The following is a 15,860-nucleotide window of genomic DNA, read 5'->3' as shown; positions in this document are numbered from 1 at the left end:
ATCACCTTCCCTTTGTCGTGACAAGACCATTAAAAATCAAAAATAGAGTCACCGTTGCCATCTTTCTCTTGTTGACCCTCTTCTTTATGCTGAAATTTCTTTGCACCGCTAGTGCCCATCAATTTCTCTAGCATGGCTTGATCCGTAGACACAGCCGGTGCAGATGGTGTCTGTATAGATGGAGGTGGTGAAATAACCGAAGACTGCGGCATTTGCACCTGTGATGATGTGTCGAGAATGACATCACATAGTGAAGAAATGACCGCCGCTTGACGTTTCACCTCTTCATCATTTCCACTTTGTTTTGCTTTTTGAATGGCTTCCTCCATTTTTTGAAGCAGACTTGATATATGAATATTCAAGGGTAGACCCTCCAATCTAAAAAATTCGTTTTCCAACATTATTTTACCAAATGAACAAACCGAATGGGCTCATTTTTTCAAAGCTGTGTGCTTCTGTTCATCTGATTTGACCCTTACCCAAGATTCACACATAATAAAAAAGAAACAATATCGTCTTTGAAAGGACTGAAAGATGAACAAACTCACTGAACTCATTCACAAACAAAAAAACGTGCAAACACCAGCGGTTCAAGATCGAATCCGTCTTCTTAACGATTTGAAAAAAGCCATTAAACATCATGAAAAGGACATATTACAAGCCTTAGCCCATGATTTACATAAATCCGAACAGGAAGCCTATACAACAGAAATTGGCATGGTATATGAAGAGATCAATCATACCGTCAAACATCTTCACAAATGGGCCAAACCATCTCGCGCGAAAACACCTCTGACCCATATCGGATCAAAAAGTATGATCATTAAGGAACCGTACGGAAGTGTTCTGATTATTGCCCCTTGGAACTATCCTTTCCAATTGGCCCTCTCGCCATTAGTTGGAGCCATTTCTGCGGGAAATGCCGTTACTTTAAAACCGTCAGAATTAACGCCGCACGTCTCAAACGTGATTGGCACGATTGTGGAAAGCGTGTTTCAAGAAGATCTTGCAGCGGTCGTTGAAGGCGGTGTGGATGTCAGCACAGAGCTTCTGAAACTACCTTTTGATTATATTTTCTTTACTGGGAGTGTAGCCGTCGGCAAAGTCGTCATGGAAGCGGCCGCAAAACATCTCACACCTGTCACACTTGAGCTCGGCGGAAAAAGTCCATGCATTGTCATGCCTGATGCAGACATCAAGCTCGCTGCGAAACGAATCACCTTTGGTAAATTCACGAATGCTGGTCAAACATGTATTGCACCAGACTATTTACTTGTTCATGAATCGATCAAAGAGGACCTATTGCGTGAAATGACGACCTGTATCCGAGACTTTTACGGGGACCAGCCTGAAACAAATCCGCATTTCGGAAAAAATGTCAGCCAGCGTCATTTTGATCGACTTTCACAATTTCTCTCTAATGGCACGATTGTGACAGGTGGACAGCGCAATGAACAAGAGCTCAAAATCGCACCGACCATTCTAGATCACATTACATGGGAAGACCCTGTGATGCAGGAGGAAATTTTCGGACCAATTTTGCCTGTCATCTCATTTGACTCTCTTCAAGAGGCAGCTGACATGATTAAGGCAAGACCGAAGCCGCTCGCTCTTTACTTATTTACAACAAATAAAGAAACAGAAGCCTATATTCTAGACAACCTCTCATTTGGCGGAGGCTGCATCAATGATACGCTGATGCATGTCGCCACTCCATACTTACCATTTGGCGGCGTTGGTGAAAGTGGTATCGGACGATATCATGGAAAAGAAAGCTTTTTCACCTTTACGCATGAAAAAAGCGTCCTGCGCCAGACCAATCGCTTTGATTTTTCTTTCCGCTATCCAAATGCGAAAAACGGACTCGACATTGTCCGCAAATTTTTAAAATAAACAGGACGAAGGGATTTTCCCTCGTCCTATTTTGATTCGATGTCCTTGATACACCAGTTGATTTCATCGATCCCCATTTGCTTTAAATAGGCGTTTACTTTTGAGAACGGACGACTGCCAAAAAAGCCGTTTCTTGCGGAAAAAGGACTTGGATGAGGTGACTCAATGATGTAATGCTTGCTTTGATCAATGCGTTCTTTTTTATTTTGCGCATGTCTGCCCCAAAGCACAAAAACGACTGGCTGATCTCGGTCATTCAGGACGTCGATGACGCAGTCTGTCACACGTTCCCAGCCTTTGCCTTTATGCGAGTTCGCTTCTCCTTTTCTTACAGTGAGCACAGTGTTTAACAGCAAGACACCCTGCTCTGCCCAGCTGACAAGCGAGCCATGGTTAGGGACCGGACAGCCGAGGTCATCCTTTAGCTCCTGAAAAATATTTCTCAAAGATGGCGGATGTTTGACACCAGGCTGAACAGAAAAGCTTAATCCGTGTGCCTGTCCTGGCCCATGATAAGGGTCTTGTCCCAAAATCACGACCTTCACATCTTCATACGACGTCAAATGGAGGGCACGATAAATGTCATCTGGCTTTGGAAACACGATCTGCGTACGATATTCTTCCTTTACCCACTCACGTAATTCCTGATAATACGGCTGTTCAAATTCACTTTTCATCACAGCCCACCAGCTATCATTTAAAAATGGCTTCATTGCGGTTGTCCTCCTTCTGTCTGCTGTGCCAATCTTGAGATCATCGGTTTTCCATCCCATACAATCTCACTCTCTGATTCTCGTTTTTTCATCGCTGGTTCTTCTAATAGGACAGCAAAGTTCGCTGTCGGCAAATCACCGAGCCCATGCTTTTCACTCAGATCATCTAAATAGTTCTTCCTTGTTTCACCAAGATCACTCGACTGATTGCCCCCACCATCAAAGAACGCATAGATCACACTGGCAGCTGGCACTCGTTTGGCTCGTGCATGCTGCGTAACACGCAGGAAAAAGTCCCAGTCCCAGTAGTGATGCATCGCTGGATCAAAATAGCCGATCTCATCATGTATGCGGCGTTTGTACATACTGCCAGAAGGAACATATGTAGAAAAAACACGCATGTCCTCAATGTCCGCTGTATAAGCAAACAAACGTCTTGATACTGGAAAACGAGTCGCACCTCGTTCTTCAAACGAAACAATTTCCGCATCCGAAAAGACAAAATCAGCGTCTTCCAGCGCCTTGCTCATACGTTCAATATGACAAGGTGTAAAATAATCATCGTCATCACTCAGCATAATGACGTCACCTGTCAGCTCCCGCACCCCAACATTTCTTGCGTTCACATGCTGGACATTCTCATCTAAATGAATCAAGCGGATTGGCAGCTCGGGATAGAGTTCCTGAATCACGTCCACTCGCTCTCCTGCATCATTTACGACCACAATTTCAAAAGGCTGTACGCTTTGTCTCGAGATGGATTCAAGCAGTTCACACAATGCGCTCAGCCGGTTATGTGTCACAATTAATAAAGAAATCTTCATATCGGCCTAACTCCTTTAATAGATTCGTCTTTTTCATTAAAACATAAATCGGCTTTCTTCTCATGATATAAAAGGCGGTTTGATTGATCGAGAAAATGGGAATTTTTGATGAAAAGGAGTGATGACGATGGAATTTTTCACGGTTGAGAATAGTAAAGAAGCCAAACAGACGATCGAACAGATACAATCCACAAAGGACGATGTGTTTGTTTTTGCGTATGACCCCGAACGCTCTGATACCGTTACTGAGTACACGGAAGCAAAGAGCATGACAGCTGTCGATCAAGGGATTTTAGATCAAATCGCCAATATCATTCGCACCAGGGATGATGAACTGATGGCCAAAATCATGTCGACCGGCGCCGATCAAGAATTAGCCTTAACGCTTTTAGAGGAGCTGAAAAAAGGGAAATTGGTGATTTGTAAAAGATAAAGAATGAGGCGTTCCATGAAGAGTGGAACGCTTTTTTGTGCCGTTTCATTGTGATAAATGGAAAAGCTGATTATAATAAGGGATAGAACAGTAACTGTTACACATCACATTGGAGGTTCAGCAACTATGTCTATGAATAAAGCACTCACCATCGCAGGTTCGGATTCAAGCGGCGGTGCAGGTATCCAAGCAGATTTAAAAACGTTTCAAGAAAAAAACGTCTACGGGATGACAGCTTTAACCGTTGTCGTTGCAATGGATCCTCATAACAACTGGGATCATCAAGTGTTTCCAATCGATACATCAACAATCCGCGCGCAGCTCTCGACGATCGTGGAAGGCATCGGTGTAGATGCGTTAAAAACAGGTATGCTGCCAACAGTTGACGTCATTGAACTCGCAGCTGAAACGATCAAAACATATGAGCTGAAAAATGTCGTCATTGATCCTGTTATGGTATGTAAAGGTGCGAACGAAGTCCTTTACCCAGAGCACGCTGAAGCATTGCGCGAAAAGCTCACGCCACTAGCAACAGTTATCACACCTAACCTTTTCGAAGCAGGTCAATTAAGCGGCATTGGCGAGATCAAAACGATGGAACAAATGGAAGAAGCCGCAAAACGCATCCATGAACTTGGTGCAAAGTATGTGGTCATCACTGGCGGCGGTAAGCTAAGCCCTGATAAAGCGATTGACTTGCTTTATGATGGACAAACCTTCGAACGCCTTGAAACAGATAAGATCGACACAGAATACACACACGGCGCAGGCTGCACATTCTCAGCCGCAGTCACAGCTGAACTAGCAAACGGCTCAGACGTGAAAGAAGCCATTTATGCAGCAAAAGAATTCATCACAGCTGCCATTAAAGGCTCTTTCCAACTAAACGAATACATCGGACCAACGAAACATTCCGCACATCGTTTGGATAAATAAAACGATAAAAACCGATCCGCCGCTTGGGTGAATCGGTTTTTTTGTTATCGTAAACTAAGTCTCTGTGCAAATAACCAATCTGTTAATCCTGGCGTCTCATAAGCAGGCGTCCATGATGCATGATCATACCCATACTTGCTAGCATACTCGGTATAAATCGGTCTTCCACCAGCTTTTTGAATCGCTTGAATTGTATTTCTCGCATAACTGATAGGAATAATGGAATCATCCTCTGCATGAAATGCCCATATTGGCTTGTGCGCTAAAATTCTTGCCTTGCTTGGATCTGCACCCCCCGCAATAGGAATCATCGCTGCAAACAAACGAGGATATGTGATGTTCAACTGATACGAGCCAAATCCGCCTTGAGATAAACCAGTCGCATAAATCCTTTTCTGATCAATCTTATAAGAAGTTAACACATGCTGAAGCACTTCATACGCTTTGTGTAAATCTGGTGAAAATTGAAACACATTTGTCAGGTCGATCTCATTTTGCGCGTTTCTTGTTAAAGCAAAACCCCCATCCACAGCATTTCGAGCCTGAGGTGCTAGTACGTATGCAGGATGCTTCTTTTGAACTTCAGGAGAAGCCCATAAAACTGCACCATCATTTGCAAGTAACTGCTTTTGATTATCGGTCCCCCGCTCCCCTCCTCCATGTAAGAACAGGACGAGAGGATAAGCTTTACCCCTCTTATGATTTTTCGGAATGTATAACCGATAAGGCATTCCTTGATATTCAAAAGATAAAAAAGATGAGGCAATGTCCTCTCGTGTGACAAAACGATAGTTGTACGTAGACGTAGCAAGGCGATGCTTATTTTTGTAAACGCTTACTTTTAAAGTCGTATCGGTATCAATTTGAATAGGCTTTTTATATCGCTGACTTTGAGTTGTCGGCTGGCTGCCATCTGTTGTGTAATAAAGAGAAGCTTTTGGCACCTGAGAATGGAGTGCCACCTCTTGCGAGCGATAATATTGACCAGATGGTACGGAGGCAGTAGGTGTAAAAAATGATGTGTGTTGCGTTCGGGCAGATGAAACGGAAGGATGAAGAAAACTCATAGAAAATAGCACAATGATAAAGGTGATCAGACATTTCTTGGTTGCATGGTTCATATCGTTCCTCCTGTATATGCTCAGATGAATTTTTATTTATTTTGTATCATGACAAACAGAATGTCAACGCTTTCATTTATATTTCTGAATACTCTGACTAAAATAAAAAAAGCATACCCGCACCCAGGTACACTCTTTCACCATACTTTTTTACCTACTTTTGCTGATCGGATTCTTTCGCCATTTTTCGAATAAAGGCTTCAATGGATTCAACAAATAAGGCATATTCTTTCATTTGTTTATACGTATCTGACAGCTTCTCTTTTAATTCTTCCTGCTCTAGAGAAGGTTCACCGAGAATAGATTGGACTTGAATCAGCAATTCTTTATATTCTTCACGTTTATCTTCAACATGATCTGCCATTGTCTCCAAGCGTTTTCTAGTCGTCGGCTGCTGTTTTGAATTCAAGTAAACAACCCCTTTTTGTCCTACCGCATTTGGATAAACGTCAGCCTCAGCTGTATATATTTTAAAATGATACCATAATTGAACCTGTTATCATATATGTAAAACGTCATCAAACCGCTTTAGGCCAACCTTGTATATACATGATATAGGCTTTAAGATACAGGCTGATCTCACTAGAAAAAGCAGATCATTGATCTGCTTCTTTTTGCAAATGCCACGTCTTCAATTTAAGCTTCGTTTCATTTCTACCACTGATGGAGATTGATTTATTTCCCGGGGAAGGAAAGTAACGTGCAGTAAATACTTCCCGGCCTCCGTTGACAAAAATCTCAATCGATGATGCATCAATAAAGATATGCAGATCCTGTAATTCCTCAATTTCTACTGCACGAACTTCCTTTGTTCGATCTTCAAATCGATCTCGCTCTAACGTTAGTTTGCCTTCATCTTTATCATAAATGATACGAGCAGCAGCACGGATACAGCATTCAAACCCTTTTTGTGTTTCAATTTGATCAATGAATACCTCTGCGCTCGTCATATCTTCAACAGGAATGGAATGAACAGATCGTTTAACGTGAAAAACATGCTCCTGCTCATTTGTCCGCATAGATCGAAGTTCACTTACCGGCTTTTGAATAAGACGTCCTTCATCATCTAAACGAAGCTCTCTCGGAATCGTCAAACAATGGATCCATTGATAAGAAATGGTTGGATGATGCTCTTCCCCTTGATCTGGTACACCCATCCATCCCATTAAAATGCGTCTGCCCGATTCATCTTGGAAAGTCTGCTGTGCATAAAAGTCAAAGCCACGATCCAGCTCCTCAAACGCTCCATGCGTATATTGGTAGGTACGATCATCGAATGTACCAACAAAATAACCAGATTGATGTGTATTGTTGTATTTAAATCCATCAGGCTTCAGCCCCTGTGGTGACACGATCAATACATCCTGACCGTCTAATTCAAACAGATCTGGACATTCCCACATGTATCCGAAATGGTCTAATCCATTCTTTCCACTGCCTGCAATAATGCCTTGAAACGTCCAATTGTCTAATGTATCAGATGTGAATAAAACAAGATGTCCTTTGAGATCTTCACTTTGTGCTCCAAGGACCATGTACCACTTTCCATTCCGCTTCCACACCTTCGGGTCACGAAAATGTGCAGTGAATCCCGCTGGCAAAGTCGCCACGACACCTTTTTTCTCAAAATGAACCCCATCCTCTGACACAGCTAAACATTGATATGTCTCACGATTCCCTTGCTCGTCACGGACATTTCCGGTATACATCACGTACATACGACCATCGTCAATGACTGCACTGCCAGAATAACAGCCATTTTGATCAAACCAATCACTTGGCGTGAGGGCAGCCTCTTCATGCTGCCAATTCACTAAATCGGTTGATGTGTAGTGACCCCAGAATTTTGCCCCATGTCCTGTTTTAAATGGCTGCCATTGATAAAACACATGGTAGACTCCCTTCCACTGAATCAATCCATTCGGGTCATTTAAAAGACCGACTGGCGGCATTAAATGGAAGTTCTGACGGTACACATCTTTTTTCACCAAATGCTCATAGTTTCGAATACGATCTGTTACCTTTTGACGAAGTGCTGCGTCCGTTGTTGTCATCACTGTGACCACTCCTTGATTATTTTTCGACTTCTTTGACTTTAAAGATGATGGTAAGAATAAATGAAACAGCAACAGCTATTAACATACCAATAACATAATTTACCACATTTTGTAAACCAAATGGAGCTGCAATGGCAATCATCGGAATCCCTGTTAAACCATAAGCGTTGGCGGCTACCTTCGTGAAGACGACAAACGCCCCGCCTAATGCACCTCCGATCATTGCAGCAATAAATGGCTTACGATAACGAAGATTCACACCGAATATGACCGGCTCTGTAATACCTAAGAAAGCAGAAAATGCTGCTGGTAAAGCAATTTCTTTCGTTTTTGCACGCTTTGCTAAGAAAAAGACCGCTAGCCCAGCTCCGCCTTGAGCGACGTTGGACATGGCCCAGATCGGCAGCAAATAATTCCGTCCAATATCATTCAGAAGTCCTGCCTCAATCGCATGGAAGCTATGATGAACACCTGTCAGTACAATTAAAGAATAAGCACCTCCGAAAATCAGTCCAGCTAAGAATCCTGCATGGTCATAAACATAAGTGAGTGCATTCGAGATCCCTGTACCGAGCATTCTCCCTAGCGGTCCTACAGCAATAAACGTCACAAATCCAGTCACAATCACCGTCACAAACGGCGTCACAAGTAAATCAATACTGTTCGGCACAACTTTTCTTAAGTTCTTTTCAATCACGCACATGATATACACAGTTAATAACACGGGAATGACCGTTCCTTGGTAACCAAGAAGCGCAATATCAAAGTTGAATAGATGCATATATTCTGGTTTTGCGTCTGTCAGTCCCCATGGATTCAGCAAGCTCGGGTGAATCATAATGCCCCCAATGACAGCTCCTAAATATGGATTTCCACCAAACTCTTTGGCTGCACTAACCCCAATTAAAATCGGTAAAATGATAAAGGCAGCACTTGAGAACATATCTAGCATTTGGAAGATGGCAGAGCTTGGATCAGCCCATTTGAAGGCTTTCATCATACCTAATAGGCCCATTAATAAACCGCTTGCTACAATCGCTGGAATGATTGGTACAAAAATATTCGATAGCGTCTTGGCAAAACGTGCAAGTGGATTCATTTTTTGCTTCACGGCTTCATCATGGCTGGCTGGTTTTTGATTCTCGTCGTCTGCCTCAAGACCCGCCTCACGCGCAAAACGCTCATATACTTTGTTGACAGAACCTGTTCCAAATATGATCTGGAATTGACCCGAGCTTGAGAAGGCACCCTTCACACCCTCAAGTTCTTCAATGGCATCTTTGTCAATCAACGCCTCATCTTTCATCACCAATCGGAGTCGTGTGGCACAATGTGTTGCGCTAATGACATTTTCTTTGCCGCCTAATAATGTTGTTAATTCTTTGGCTGTTTTTTGATAATCCATGTTGTCTCCCCCTTTTTTTAAAACAAAAAAGACCTAAAATTCACTAACGATGAAAGGACATACACGTCCCCTCGTTACGCAAATTTTAGGTCTTGCCTGCCTGACAGTCACAATCCCACGATATTGGTTTTTGATTACGCTTTCATCATAGTATAAGAGCGTGACCTGCGTCAACCTATTTTTTCGAATCAAATGACCCATATACACTAATTAGAGTAGTGTGCATAAAAAAAAGCCTGCGGACAGGCACAACCTTTACACCAATTCGGCATCCTGCAGACGCTGGACATGCAGCGTGATGTAGCCGATCTCCGATTCAGGGAGATGAAGTCCATATTCTTTTTTCAGCAAATCAGCCAGTCCAAGTGCACACCGGTAAGCCGAATCATACTTTGTTTGGATAAAAGTCAGCATGTCATCGTCCATGATTTGAAATGCTTCATTCGATTCCAACCTGCCTAATGCATACCTCAAATGTGTCACAAGGCGCTGATATGAAATACTATCCTCATCAATCGAGCGCTCAAAAACGCTTTCGATATGCTCGATCATTTCTTTGATCATCGTTGTGTATTTGACCGTCTTCTTCATGGACTCCGTATTCATTTTGGCCGTATGAATATGAAGTGCCACATACCCTGCCTCATCGTCCGGCAGGTCAACCCCAAGCCGCTCCTTTACATAACGAATGGCATACTTTCCAATATCATATTCCTGCTTATATAAGACTTTGATCTCACCAAGCAATTTATTATATAAGACAATGCCTTTTTGAACGCGTTCAATGGCAAAGGATAAATGATCTGTCAGTGAAATGTGGATATGATCACTGAGCGGCATCATGAGTTCACCCTCTGCATAACTAATAATATGCTCTGCCACCTCAATATGCGCTTCTGGCAATGTCGCAAGAATTTGTTTGAATTTCTCATTTTCTTCACGCACAACAAAAATCTTCTCTATTTTTTGAACGGGAACGACGTCATTTTTCCCCTTCTGAAAAGCAATTCCGGGCCCCATCACAATTTTCTCCTGATCACCCTCCTTTACAACCACTGCATTGTTATTCAATATTTTATATATCTTCAAGGGGCATCCTCTCCCACAGATAACGTGTCTTATGTGGGATTTTACCCTGTTTCAACTTTTCTGTAAAGATAAGAACGGACCGGCACGAGCCTCTCTCGTTGTCTTTTCATCAAGCATCATCAGACTTTCTTGAAACGGCTTTTCTATCCTGCGCTTCTTCTTCTTTTCAACTGCCAGTTTCTCTAGCTTTCTCTCATTCACCGCAAGAAAGAATCCTCCATCCACTGCTGTCACTTTCACCCCTTGCTTCTTCAGCAGCTCACCAGGATTCACAAGCACATTCATCACAAAACCAAACCATACACTCAGCCAGTTCTTCCATTTCTTCACTGAACATCCCTCCGCTTTCCTTAGAATCTAGCAGTTCTAGCAAATTAACTGTTCCTATCATATCCCGAGAAAAAAGAGAGGTTTGTCACAATCTGGGTGAAAAAACGAACTAGTTTTCAGAAGTTTTGTTGAAAAGTGCAGAAGATGATCATGTTCCACAATGTTTCTATGAAAATTTTATACACACACTATCCCAAAGATAAGCACATCTTATCAACAGGGTTTATCCACATATCAACACCCTCTTACTAGATTTTGTGTATGAGATTTTTTTATTTTCCATATATATATCTGAATAATCGAGTTATCAACAGATTATTGTGCATAAGTGTGACTTTATAAACAAAATAGTTCTTTATGACTATGTAAAATAAGACCATTTCAGTAAAGGAATTGGTTTCATCGTATGGAATACTTAATAACGGGCAGTGAATCTTTCCTATTTATCCACAAAAAGAAAGGCTATCTCCCTAAATACACAGCTAGAAAGGGGAAAATTAATTGAAAAAAGTAATCTCTCGTTCTTCTGTTCTATTGTTCTCCACTATTTTTACCTTATCCACATTCTTTTCAGGTCAGGCTGCTGCCGCTCCATCGAACAAACAGGTGGAACTGGAAAAAGCAGAAATCTTCGGCGAAATCAATGTTAAGTCTAGAAAACACACCACTGTCATTGTTGAATTAAAGGAAAAATCCTTAGTTGAAGCCAAGCAAGAAGGCGAAGCACAAACAAAAGCCTCCCTCAAAAAATCTCGAACGAAAGTAAAGAATGCAGCACTCAAAAAGTTAGATAAAGCGAGTGTTCGTCAAGAATATGAAAAAGTCTTCTCTGGTTTCTCTATGAAACTTCCTGCAAACGAAATCCCGAAACTGCTCGCAGTTGACGGAGTAAAAGCCGTTTATCCGGATGTTACATATCAAACAGATGAAGTGAAAAAGAAAAGCGTCCAGCTTCCTAATGAGGATGTCTCTCCACTCATGGATAAAAGTGCTCCATTTATCGGTGCCCCAAAAGCATGGGATGCCGGCTACTCTGGAAAAGGGGTAAAAGTCGCTGTCATTGATACTGGAGTAGACTATACCCACCCTGATTTAAAAGGAAACTTCGGATTATACAAAGGCTATGACTTTGTTGATAATGACTATTCTCCACAAGAAACACCAAAAGGAGATCCTAGAGGCGAATCGACAGATCATGGTACACACGTCGCAGGAACAATTGCGGCAAATGGACAAATTAAAGGTGTCGCTAAAGACGCTACCCTTCTCGCCTACCGTGTCCTTGGACCAGGCGGATCAGGAACAACTGAAAATGTCCTTGCAGGCATCGACCGGGCTGTCACTGACGGAGCCGATGTCATGAACCTTTCTCTTGGGAACAGTGTGAATAACCCTGATTATGCAACAAGCATCGCACTGGATTGGGCCATGTCTGAAGGGGTTGTTGCTGTGACATCAAACGGAAACAGTGGGCCAAACAGCTGGACCGTTGGATCTCCTGGGACATCAAGAGATGCTATTTCTGTCGGAGCCACTCAGCTTCCGTACAGTTTATACAACGTGAAATTCCCGAACTATTCAACAGCAAAAGTGATGGGCTACTATCAAGAAAATGATTTAAAAGCACTTGACCAAAAACAAGTCACACTCGTCCAAGCAGGCATCGGTGACGAAAAAGATTTTGAAAACATCGATGTCAAAGGAAAGGTGGCAGTGATTGAACGTGGAGCCATTGCCTTTGTTGATAAAGTGGACAATGCGAAAGCTGCTGGTGCGATCGGCGTTGTCATGTACAACAATACCGATGGAGAAATCCCTGTGGATGTACCAGGTCTAGCACTTCCGACGATTAAGCTGTCAAAAGCGGAAGGAACAGCACTTGTTAAAGCCATTGAGGCTGGTAACAATACAACAACTTTCTCGATTCAATTTGTGAAAGAGTTAAGTGAACAAGTCGCTGACTTCTCATCTCGCGGACCTGTTGTCGATACGTGGATGATCAAACCAGATCTTTCAGCACCTGGCGTGAGTATTGTCAGCACCATTCCGACACACGATCCTTCTCAGCCATACGGCTATGGATCGAAGCAAGGAACAAGCATGGCATCTCCTCATGTAGCCGGAGTAGCAGCGATTATTAAACAAGCAAAACCATCGTATTCTACAGAGCAAATTAAAGCGCTGATGATGAATACAGCAGAAACATTGTATGACCCAAATGGCAGCCAGTTCCCTCACAATACGCAGGGCACAGGCAGCGTTCGAATCATCGAATCACTTCAAGCGTCTTCTATTGTGTCTGATGCAAGCTATTCGTACGGCACTTTCTTAAAAGAAAAGGGCGTTCAAATCAAAACGAAGAAGTTCAAGGTAGAAAACCTGTCAAAAGCACCGAAAACCTATACCATTGATTACAAGTTCGATGGCAACGGCATTAGCACAAACGGCACGAAAAAAATCACAGTAAAAGGGAATTCCACAGGGTCCTTTACTTCCGCAGTACAAGTGAATTATGGAAAAACGAAAAAAGGAACGTACCAAGGCAGTATCACCATTCGCGAAAATGGCAGAAAGGTCACTGAAATCCCTACTTTATTGATTGTAAAAGAGCCTGATTACCCGCGCGTCACTTCGGTTTCCGTAGAGCCGGATAACCGTGCTGGAAGCTATGTCATTAGCAGCTATCTCCCAGGCGGTGCTGAAAATCTTGCATTCCTCGTCTACTCGACAGATGGAGAGTATTTAGGTGAAGCAGGAGTTTATCAACATGTTGATAAAGGAGAGCATCGTGTGAAATGGAATGGCACGATCAATAAAGGACAGAAGTTAGAAGCAGGTGAGTATACAATGCTTGCGTATGCAAGCCTGAAAGGCAAATCAGATACGGTTCAAACGAAAGAACCATTCGATATTTATCCTGAATAAATAAGAATCACATAAAAAGCCTTGTATGAGCCCATCAGCTCAACAAGGCTTTTCTATCATGTATGGAGGAAAGAGAAATTCATGTTGATATTGCTATGGATCGTTTCTTTTATGACGGCTTTTTTTCTCACGATCACCTTGGTTTATTTTTTTACCTTTTTACATGCAAAACAGCCTCGTCCTTTTCATCAAGCATGTGAACTGACTGTCTATACCACCTGCATTTATCCGCTTAGCTTGGCGGTGACAGCTGCCTTTATTCTCACCATGATGCTCCTCTATCCCTTTTATTGGCTGCGCGGTCGGTAAAGTTACATACGTTATGCATCAAAAGCTTCTTTTAATAAACGATACGATGTGAGACGGTCTTGCATGTGGTGTGTGATGGTCACAGCGATCACTTCATCTGTACGATACGCCTTTGAGAGTGCTGTCAGCTGCTGCTTCACAGAGGATGGCGTACCAACAACCATTCTCTGTCGATTGGCTGCTACTCGTTTTTGTTCATATGGACTGTAGGAATAGGCCTTTGCCTGTTCAAATGAAGGAAAGCCGCCAAGGTTCTGTCCTTGTTCGTTAGCTAATAATGATAAATCTAAGCTAACAGCCAATTTTTCTGCCTGTTCCTCTGTTTCTGCACATAAAACGAAGACCGCAAGACTGACACGCGGCTCATCACCAAATTCCGAAGGTTCAAATCGGCTGATATACTGTGACACAGAGTCTTCTCCGCCTTCTCCATTAATGAAAAGAGCAAACGTATAGCCTGCACCTGCTTTTGCGGCAAGCCGTGCACTTCCTCCAGAAGAACCTAACATCCATACCTCTGGGGCAGTTTCTACTTTCGGAGAAGCGGTCAGGTGAGGCAGCGGATAAAATTCATCGGCTAAATCATGTAAATACACCTTCAATTCTTCTACCTGCTCAGGGTATTGATCACCAAGTCGCTTCCGTTCTCCATGATGAAGGGCAATGGAGGAGATCGGCATACCTCCAGGAGCACGTCCAATGCCAAGATCAATTCTGCCCGGAGCCAAGGCTTCGAGCACTCTGAAGTTCTCTGCTACTTTATAGGCACTGTAGTGGGGCAGCATGACGCCACCTGAACCAATACGGATATGTGACGTCACAGCTGATAAATGACCGAGAAGCACCTCTGGACTCGATCCTGCGAGCCGGTTTGAAAAGTGATGCTCTGATACCCAAAATCGATGATAACCCCATTTCTCTGCCTGCTTCGCCAGCTCGACTGTTTGCTTCAGCGCCTCAGCAGGCGTCGCATCTCCAATTAAAGGAGATTGATCCAGTATACTTAATTTCATGATGTCGCACCTCTTACAGAAATCCCCCTCTCTCACTCGAAAGGGGGATTTCCTGATTTATTTTCGATTAAAGCCCTTCTCTTTCACAAAATCTCCGAGGAAGGCACGTTTTGGCTGGCTAAAGCCTCGAAGCATTTGCTCAGACCATGTATCTTTTCTCTCACCGTTTGTTCGTTCTTCATAATATGATGAAATACGATCATCGTATTCTTTTAAATAACGATCCACATGAGCTTCGTCTTGCTGATATGTGTTTTCATGGTAGATCAGCTCAACGGGCAGCCGTTCCTTTTGAGATGATGGATTGGCAGGATGTCCTATGGCCAGGCCGAATAGCGGCAGCACATAGGAAGGCGTTTCAAGTAATTCGGATACTTCCTTCAGCTGATTACGCAGTCCGCCGATATAGCAGATGCCAAGTCCCATAGATTCTGCTGCGACACTGACATTTTGCGCAGCGAGCGCCGCATCAATCACACTGATAAGAAAGGCTTCAGTATTCTCAAGCGCTTCTTGATGGTTTTTCCCTGCTTTTTTTGCGATATAGTCGTGGCGTTTCAAGTCTGCACAGAAAACAAAAAAATGCCCATTCTTCTCAACGTATGGCTGATTTCCAGCCAGTTCAGCAAGCTTCGCCTTCTTCTCCTGATCTGTTACACCAATGATACTATACGCCTGTACATAGCTTGATGTCGAAGCAGCCTGCGCACTTTTGATAAGTGTCAGCACTTCTTCGTCTGTCAGACGCTCATCTGTAAACGAACGGATGGACCGATGATTTAAGATGGTTTCTATCGTTTTATTCAATTCGA

At 42.9% G+C, this 15,860-nt stretch carries 16 protein-coding genes; 5 read left to right on the top strand and 11 right to left on the bottom strand.

Annotated features, from left to right (window positions below):
• Nucleotides 1-29 precede the first annotated feature (29 nt).
• A complete protein-coding gene (locus KFQ09_RS11175) occupies nucleotides 30-362 on the bottom strand; it encodes a YwdI family protein (RefSeq protein WP_008343634.1) in 333 nt (110 codons plus the stop codon).
• 172 nt (nucleotides 363-534) lie between these two features.
• Here KFQ09_RS11175 and KFQ09_RS11170 point away from each other — a divergent pair, with 172 nt between their 5' ends.
• Nucleotides 535-1,893, top strand: coding sequence for an aldehyde dehydrogenase (locus tag KFQ09_RS11170; protein ID WP_050826723.1), 1,359 nt, complete (start codon nucleotides 535-537; stop codon nucleotides 1,891-1,893).
• A gap of 26 nt (nucleotides 1,894-1,919) precedes the next feature.
• Here KFQ09_RS11170 and KFQ09_RS11165 read toward each other — a convergent pair whose 3' ends face one another.
• Both KFQ09_RS11165 and KFQ09_RS11160 read right to left on the bottom strand, forming a co-directional pair.
• Nucleotides 1,920-2,606 carry a uracil-DNA glycosylase gene (locus KFQ09_RS11165; protein WP_129547955.1) on the bottom strand — a complete coding sequence of 229 codons (687 nt, stop codon included), beginning with the start codon at nucleotides 2,604-2,606 and terminating at the stop codon, nucleotides 1,920-1,922.
• Nucleotides 2,603-3,430, bottom strand: a complete 828-nt coding sequence (locus KFQ09_RS11160; RefSeq protein ID WP_007497795.1) for a glycosyltransferase family 2 protein — start codon at nucleotides 3,428-3,430, stop codon at nucleotides 2,603-2,605. Before KFQ09_RS11160 ends, KFQ09_RS11165 begins: the two co-directional genes overlap by 4 nt.
• 127 nt (nucleotides 3,431-3,557) lie before the next feature.
• On the opposite strand from KFQ09_RS11160, the gene KFQ09_RS11155 reads away from it, so the two are divergent.
• Together KFQ09_RS11155 and KFQ09_RS11150 are read left to right on the top strand one after the other, a co-directional pair.
• Nucleotides 3,558-3,863: a general stress protein gene (locus KFQ09_RS11155; RefSeq protein WP_125589369.1), complete on the top strand. Its 306-nt coding sequence runs from the start codon at nucleotides 3,558-3,560 to the stop codon at nucleotides 3,861-3,863.
• Between the two features lie 126 nt (nucleotides 3,864-3,989).
• Entirely contained in the window at nucleotides 3,990-4,799 is an 810-nt protein-coding gene (locus tag KFQ09_RS11150; RefSeq protein WP_008343648.1) for a bifunctional hydroxymethylpyrimidine kinase/phosphomethylpyrimidine kinase, read from the top strand.
• Between the two features lie 44 nt (nucleotides 4,800-4,843).
• Here KFQ09_RS11150 and KFQ09_RS11145 read toward each other — a convergent pair whose 3' ends face one another.
• The 6 genes from KFQ09_RS11145 to KFQ09_RS11120 form a co-directional block, all read right to left on the bottom strand.
• Complete coding sequence (locus tag KFQ09_RS11145) at nucleotides 4,844-5,920, bottom strand: chitobiase/beta-hexosaminidase C-terminal domain-containing protein (protein ID WP_046344729.1); 1,077 nt, start codon at nucleotides 5,918-5,920, stop codon at nucleotides 4,844-4,846.
• A 154-nt stretch (nucleotides 5,921-6,074) separates the two neighbouring features.
• On the bottom strand, nucleotides 6,075-6,329 hold the full coding sequence (locus KFQ09_RS11140; RefSeq protein WP_008359596.1) for a hypothetical protein: 255 nt from the start codon (nucleotides 6,327-6,329) through the stop codon (nucleotides 6,075-6,077).
• Between the two features lie 187 nt (nucleotides 6,330-6,516).
• Nucleotides 6,517-7,974 carry a sucrose-6-phosphate hydrolase gene (locus KFQ09_RS11135; protein WP_129547957.1) on the bottom strand — a complete coding sequence of 486 codons (1,458 nt, stop codon included), beginning with the start codon at nucleotides 7,972-7,974 and terminating at the stop codon, nucleotides 6,517-6,519.
• Nucleotides 7,975-7,993: 19 nt separating this feature from the next.
• Nucleotides 7,994-9,382: a sucrose-specific PTS transporter subunit IIBC gene (locus KFQ09_RS11130; RefSeq protein WP_129547958.1), complete on the bottom strand. Its 1,389-nt coding sequence runs from the start codon at nucleotides 9,380-9,382 to the stop codon at nucleotides 7,994-7,996.
• 255 nt (nucleotides 9,383-9,637) lie between these two features.
• Entirely contained in the window at nucleotides 9,638-10,471 is an 834-nt protein-coding gene (locus KFQ09_RS11125) for a PRD domain-containing protein (protein ID WP_026050173.1), read from the bottom strand.
• 51 nt (nucleotides 10,472-10,522) lie between these two features.
• Complete coding sequence (locus KFQ09_RS11120; RefSeq protein WP_048002996.1) at nucleotides 10,523-10,801, bottom strand: hypothetical protein; 279 nt, start codon at nucleotides 10,799-10,801, stop codon at nucleotides 10,523-10,525.
• A 501-nt stretch (nucleotides 10,802-11,302) separates the two neighbouring features.
• Here KFQ09_RS11120 and KFQ09_RS11115 point away from each other — a divergent pair.
• Together KFQ09_RS11115 and KFQ09_RS11110 are read left to right on the top strand one after the other, a co-directional pair.
• The gene (locus KFQ09_RS11115; protein ID WP_050826727.1) at nucleotides 11,303-13,726 is read left to right on the top strand and encodes a S8 family peptidase; all 2,424 of its coding nucleotides are present in this window, start codon (nucleotides 11,303-11,305) and stop codon (nucleotides 13,724-13,726) included.
• Nucleotides 13,727-13,807: 81 nt separating this feature from the next.
• Nucleotides 13,808-14,035: a hypothetical protein gene (locus KFQ09_RS11110; protein WP_050826728.1), complete on the top strand. Its 228-nt coding sequence runs from the start codon at nucleotides 13,808-13,810 to the stop codon at nucleotides 14,033-14,035.
• 11 nt (nucleotides 14,036-14,046) lie between these two features.
• Here the strand turns inward: KFQ09_RS11110 and KFQ09_RS11105 are convergent, their stop codons facing one another.
• Together KFQ09_RS11105 and nfsA are read right to left on the bottom strand one after the other, a co-directional pair.
• The gene (locus KFQ09_RS11105) at nucleotides 14,047-15,051 is read right to left on the bottom strand and encodes an LLM class flavin-dependent oxidoreductase (RefSeq protein ID WP_207209293.1); all 1,005 of its coding nucleotides are present in this window, start codon (nucleotides 15,049-15,051) and stop codon (nucleotides 14,047-14,049) included.
• A gap of 54 nt (nucleotides 15,052-15,105) precedes the next feature.
• On the bottom strand, nucleotides 15,106-15,855 hold the full coding sequence (gene nfsA / locus KFQ09_RS11100) for an oxygen-insensitive NADPH nitroreductase (protein WP_008345486.1): 750 nt from the start codon (nucleotides 15,853-15,855) through the stop codon (nucleotides 15,106-15,108).
• Nucleotides 15,856-15,860: the final 5 nt, after the last annotated feature.

Source organism: Bacillus sp. FS02 (genome assembly GCF_024398395.1).
GTDB lineage: Bacteria > Bacillota > Bacilli > Bacillales > Bacillaceae > Bacillus > Bacillus altitudinis.
This window is presented reverse-complemented; position numbering and strand designations above follow the sequence as displayed.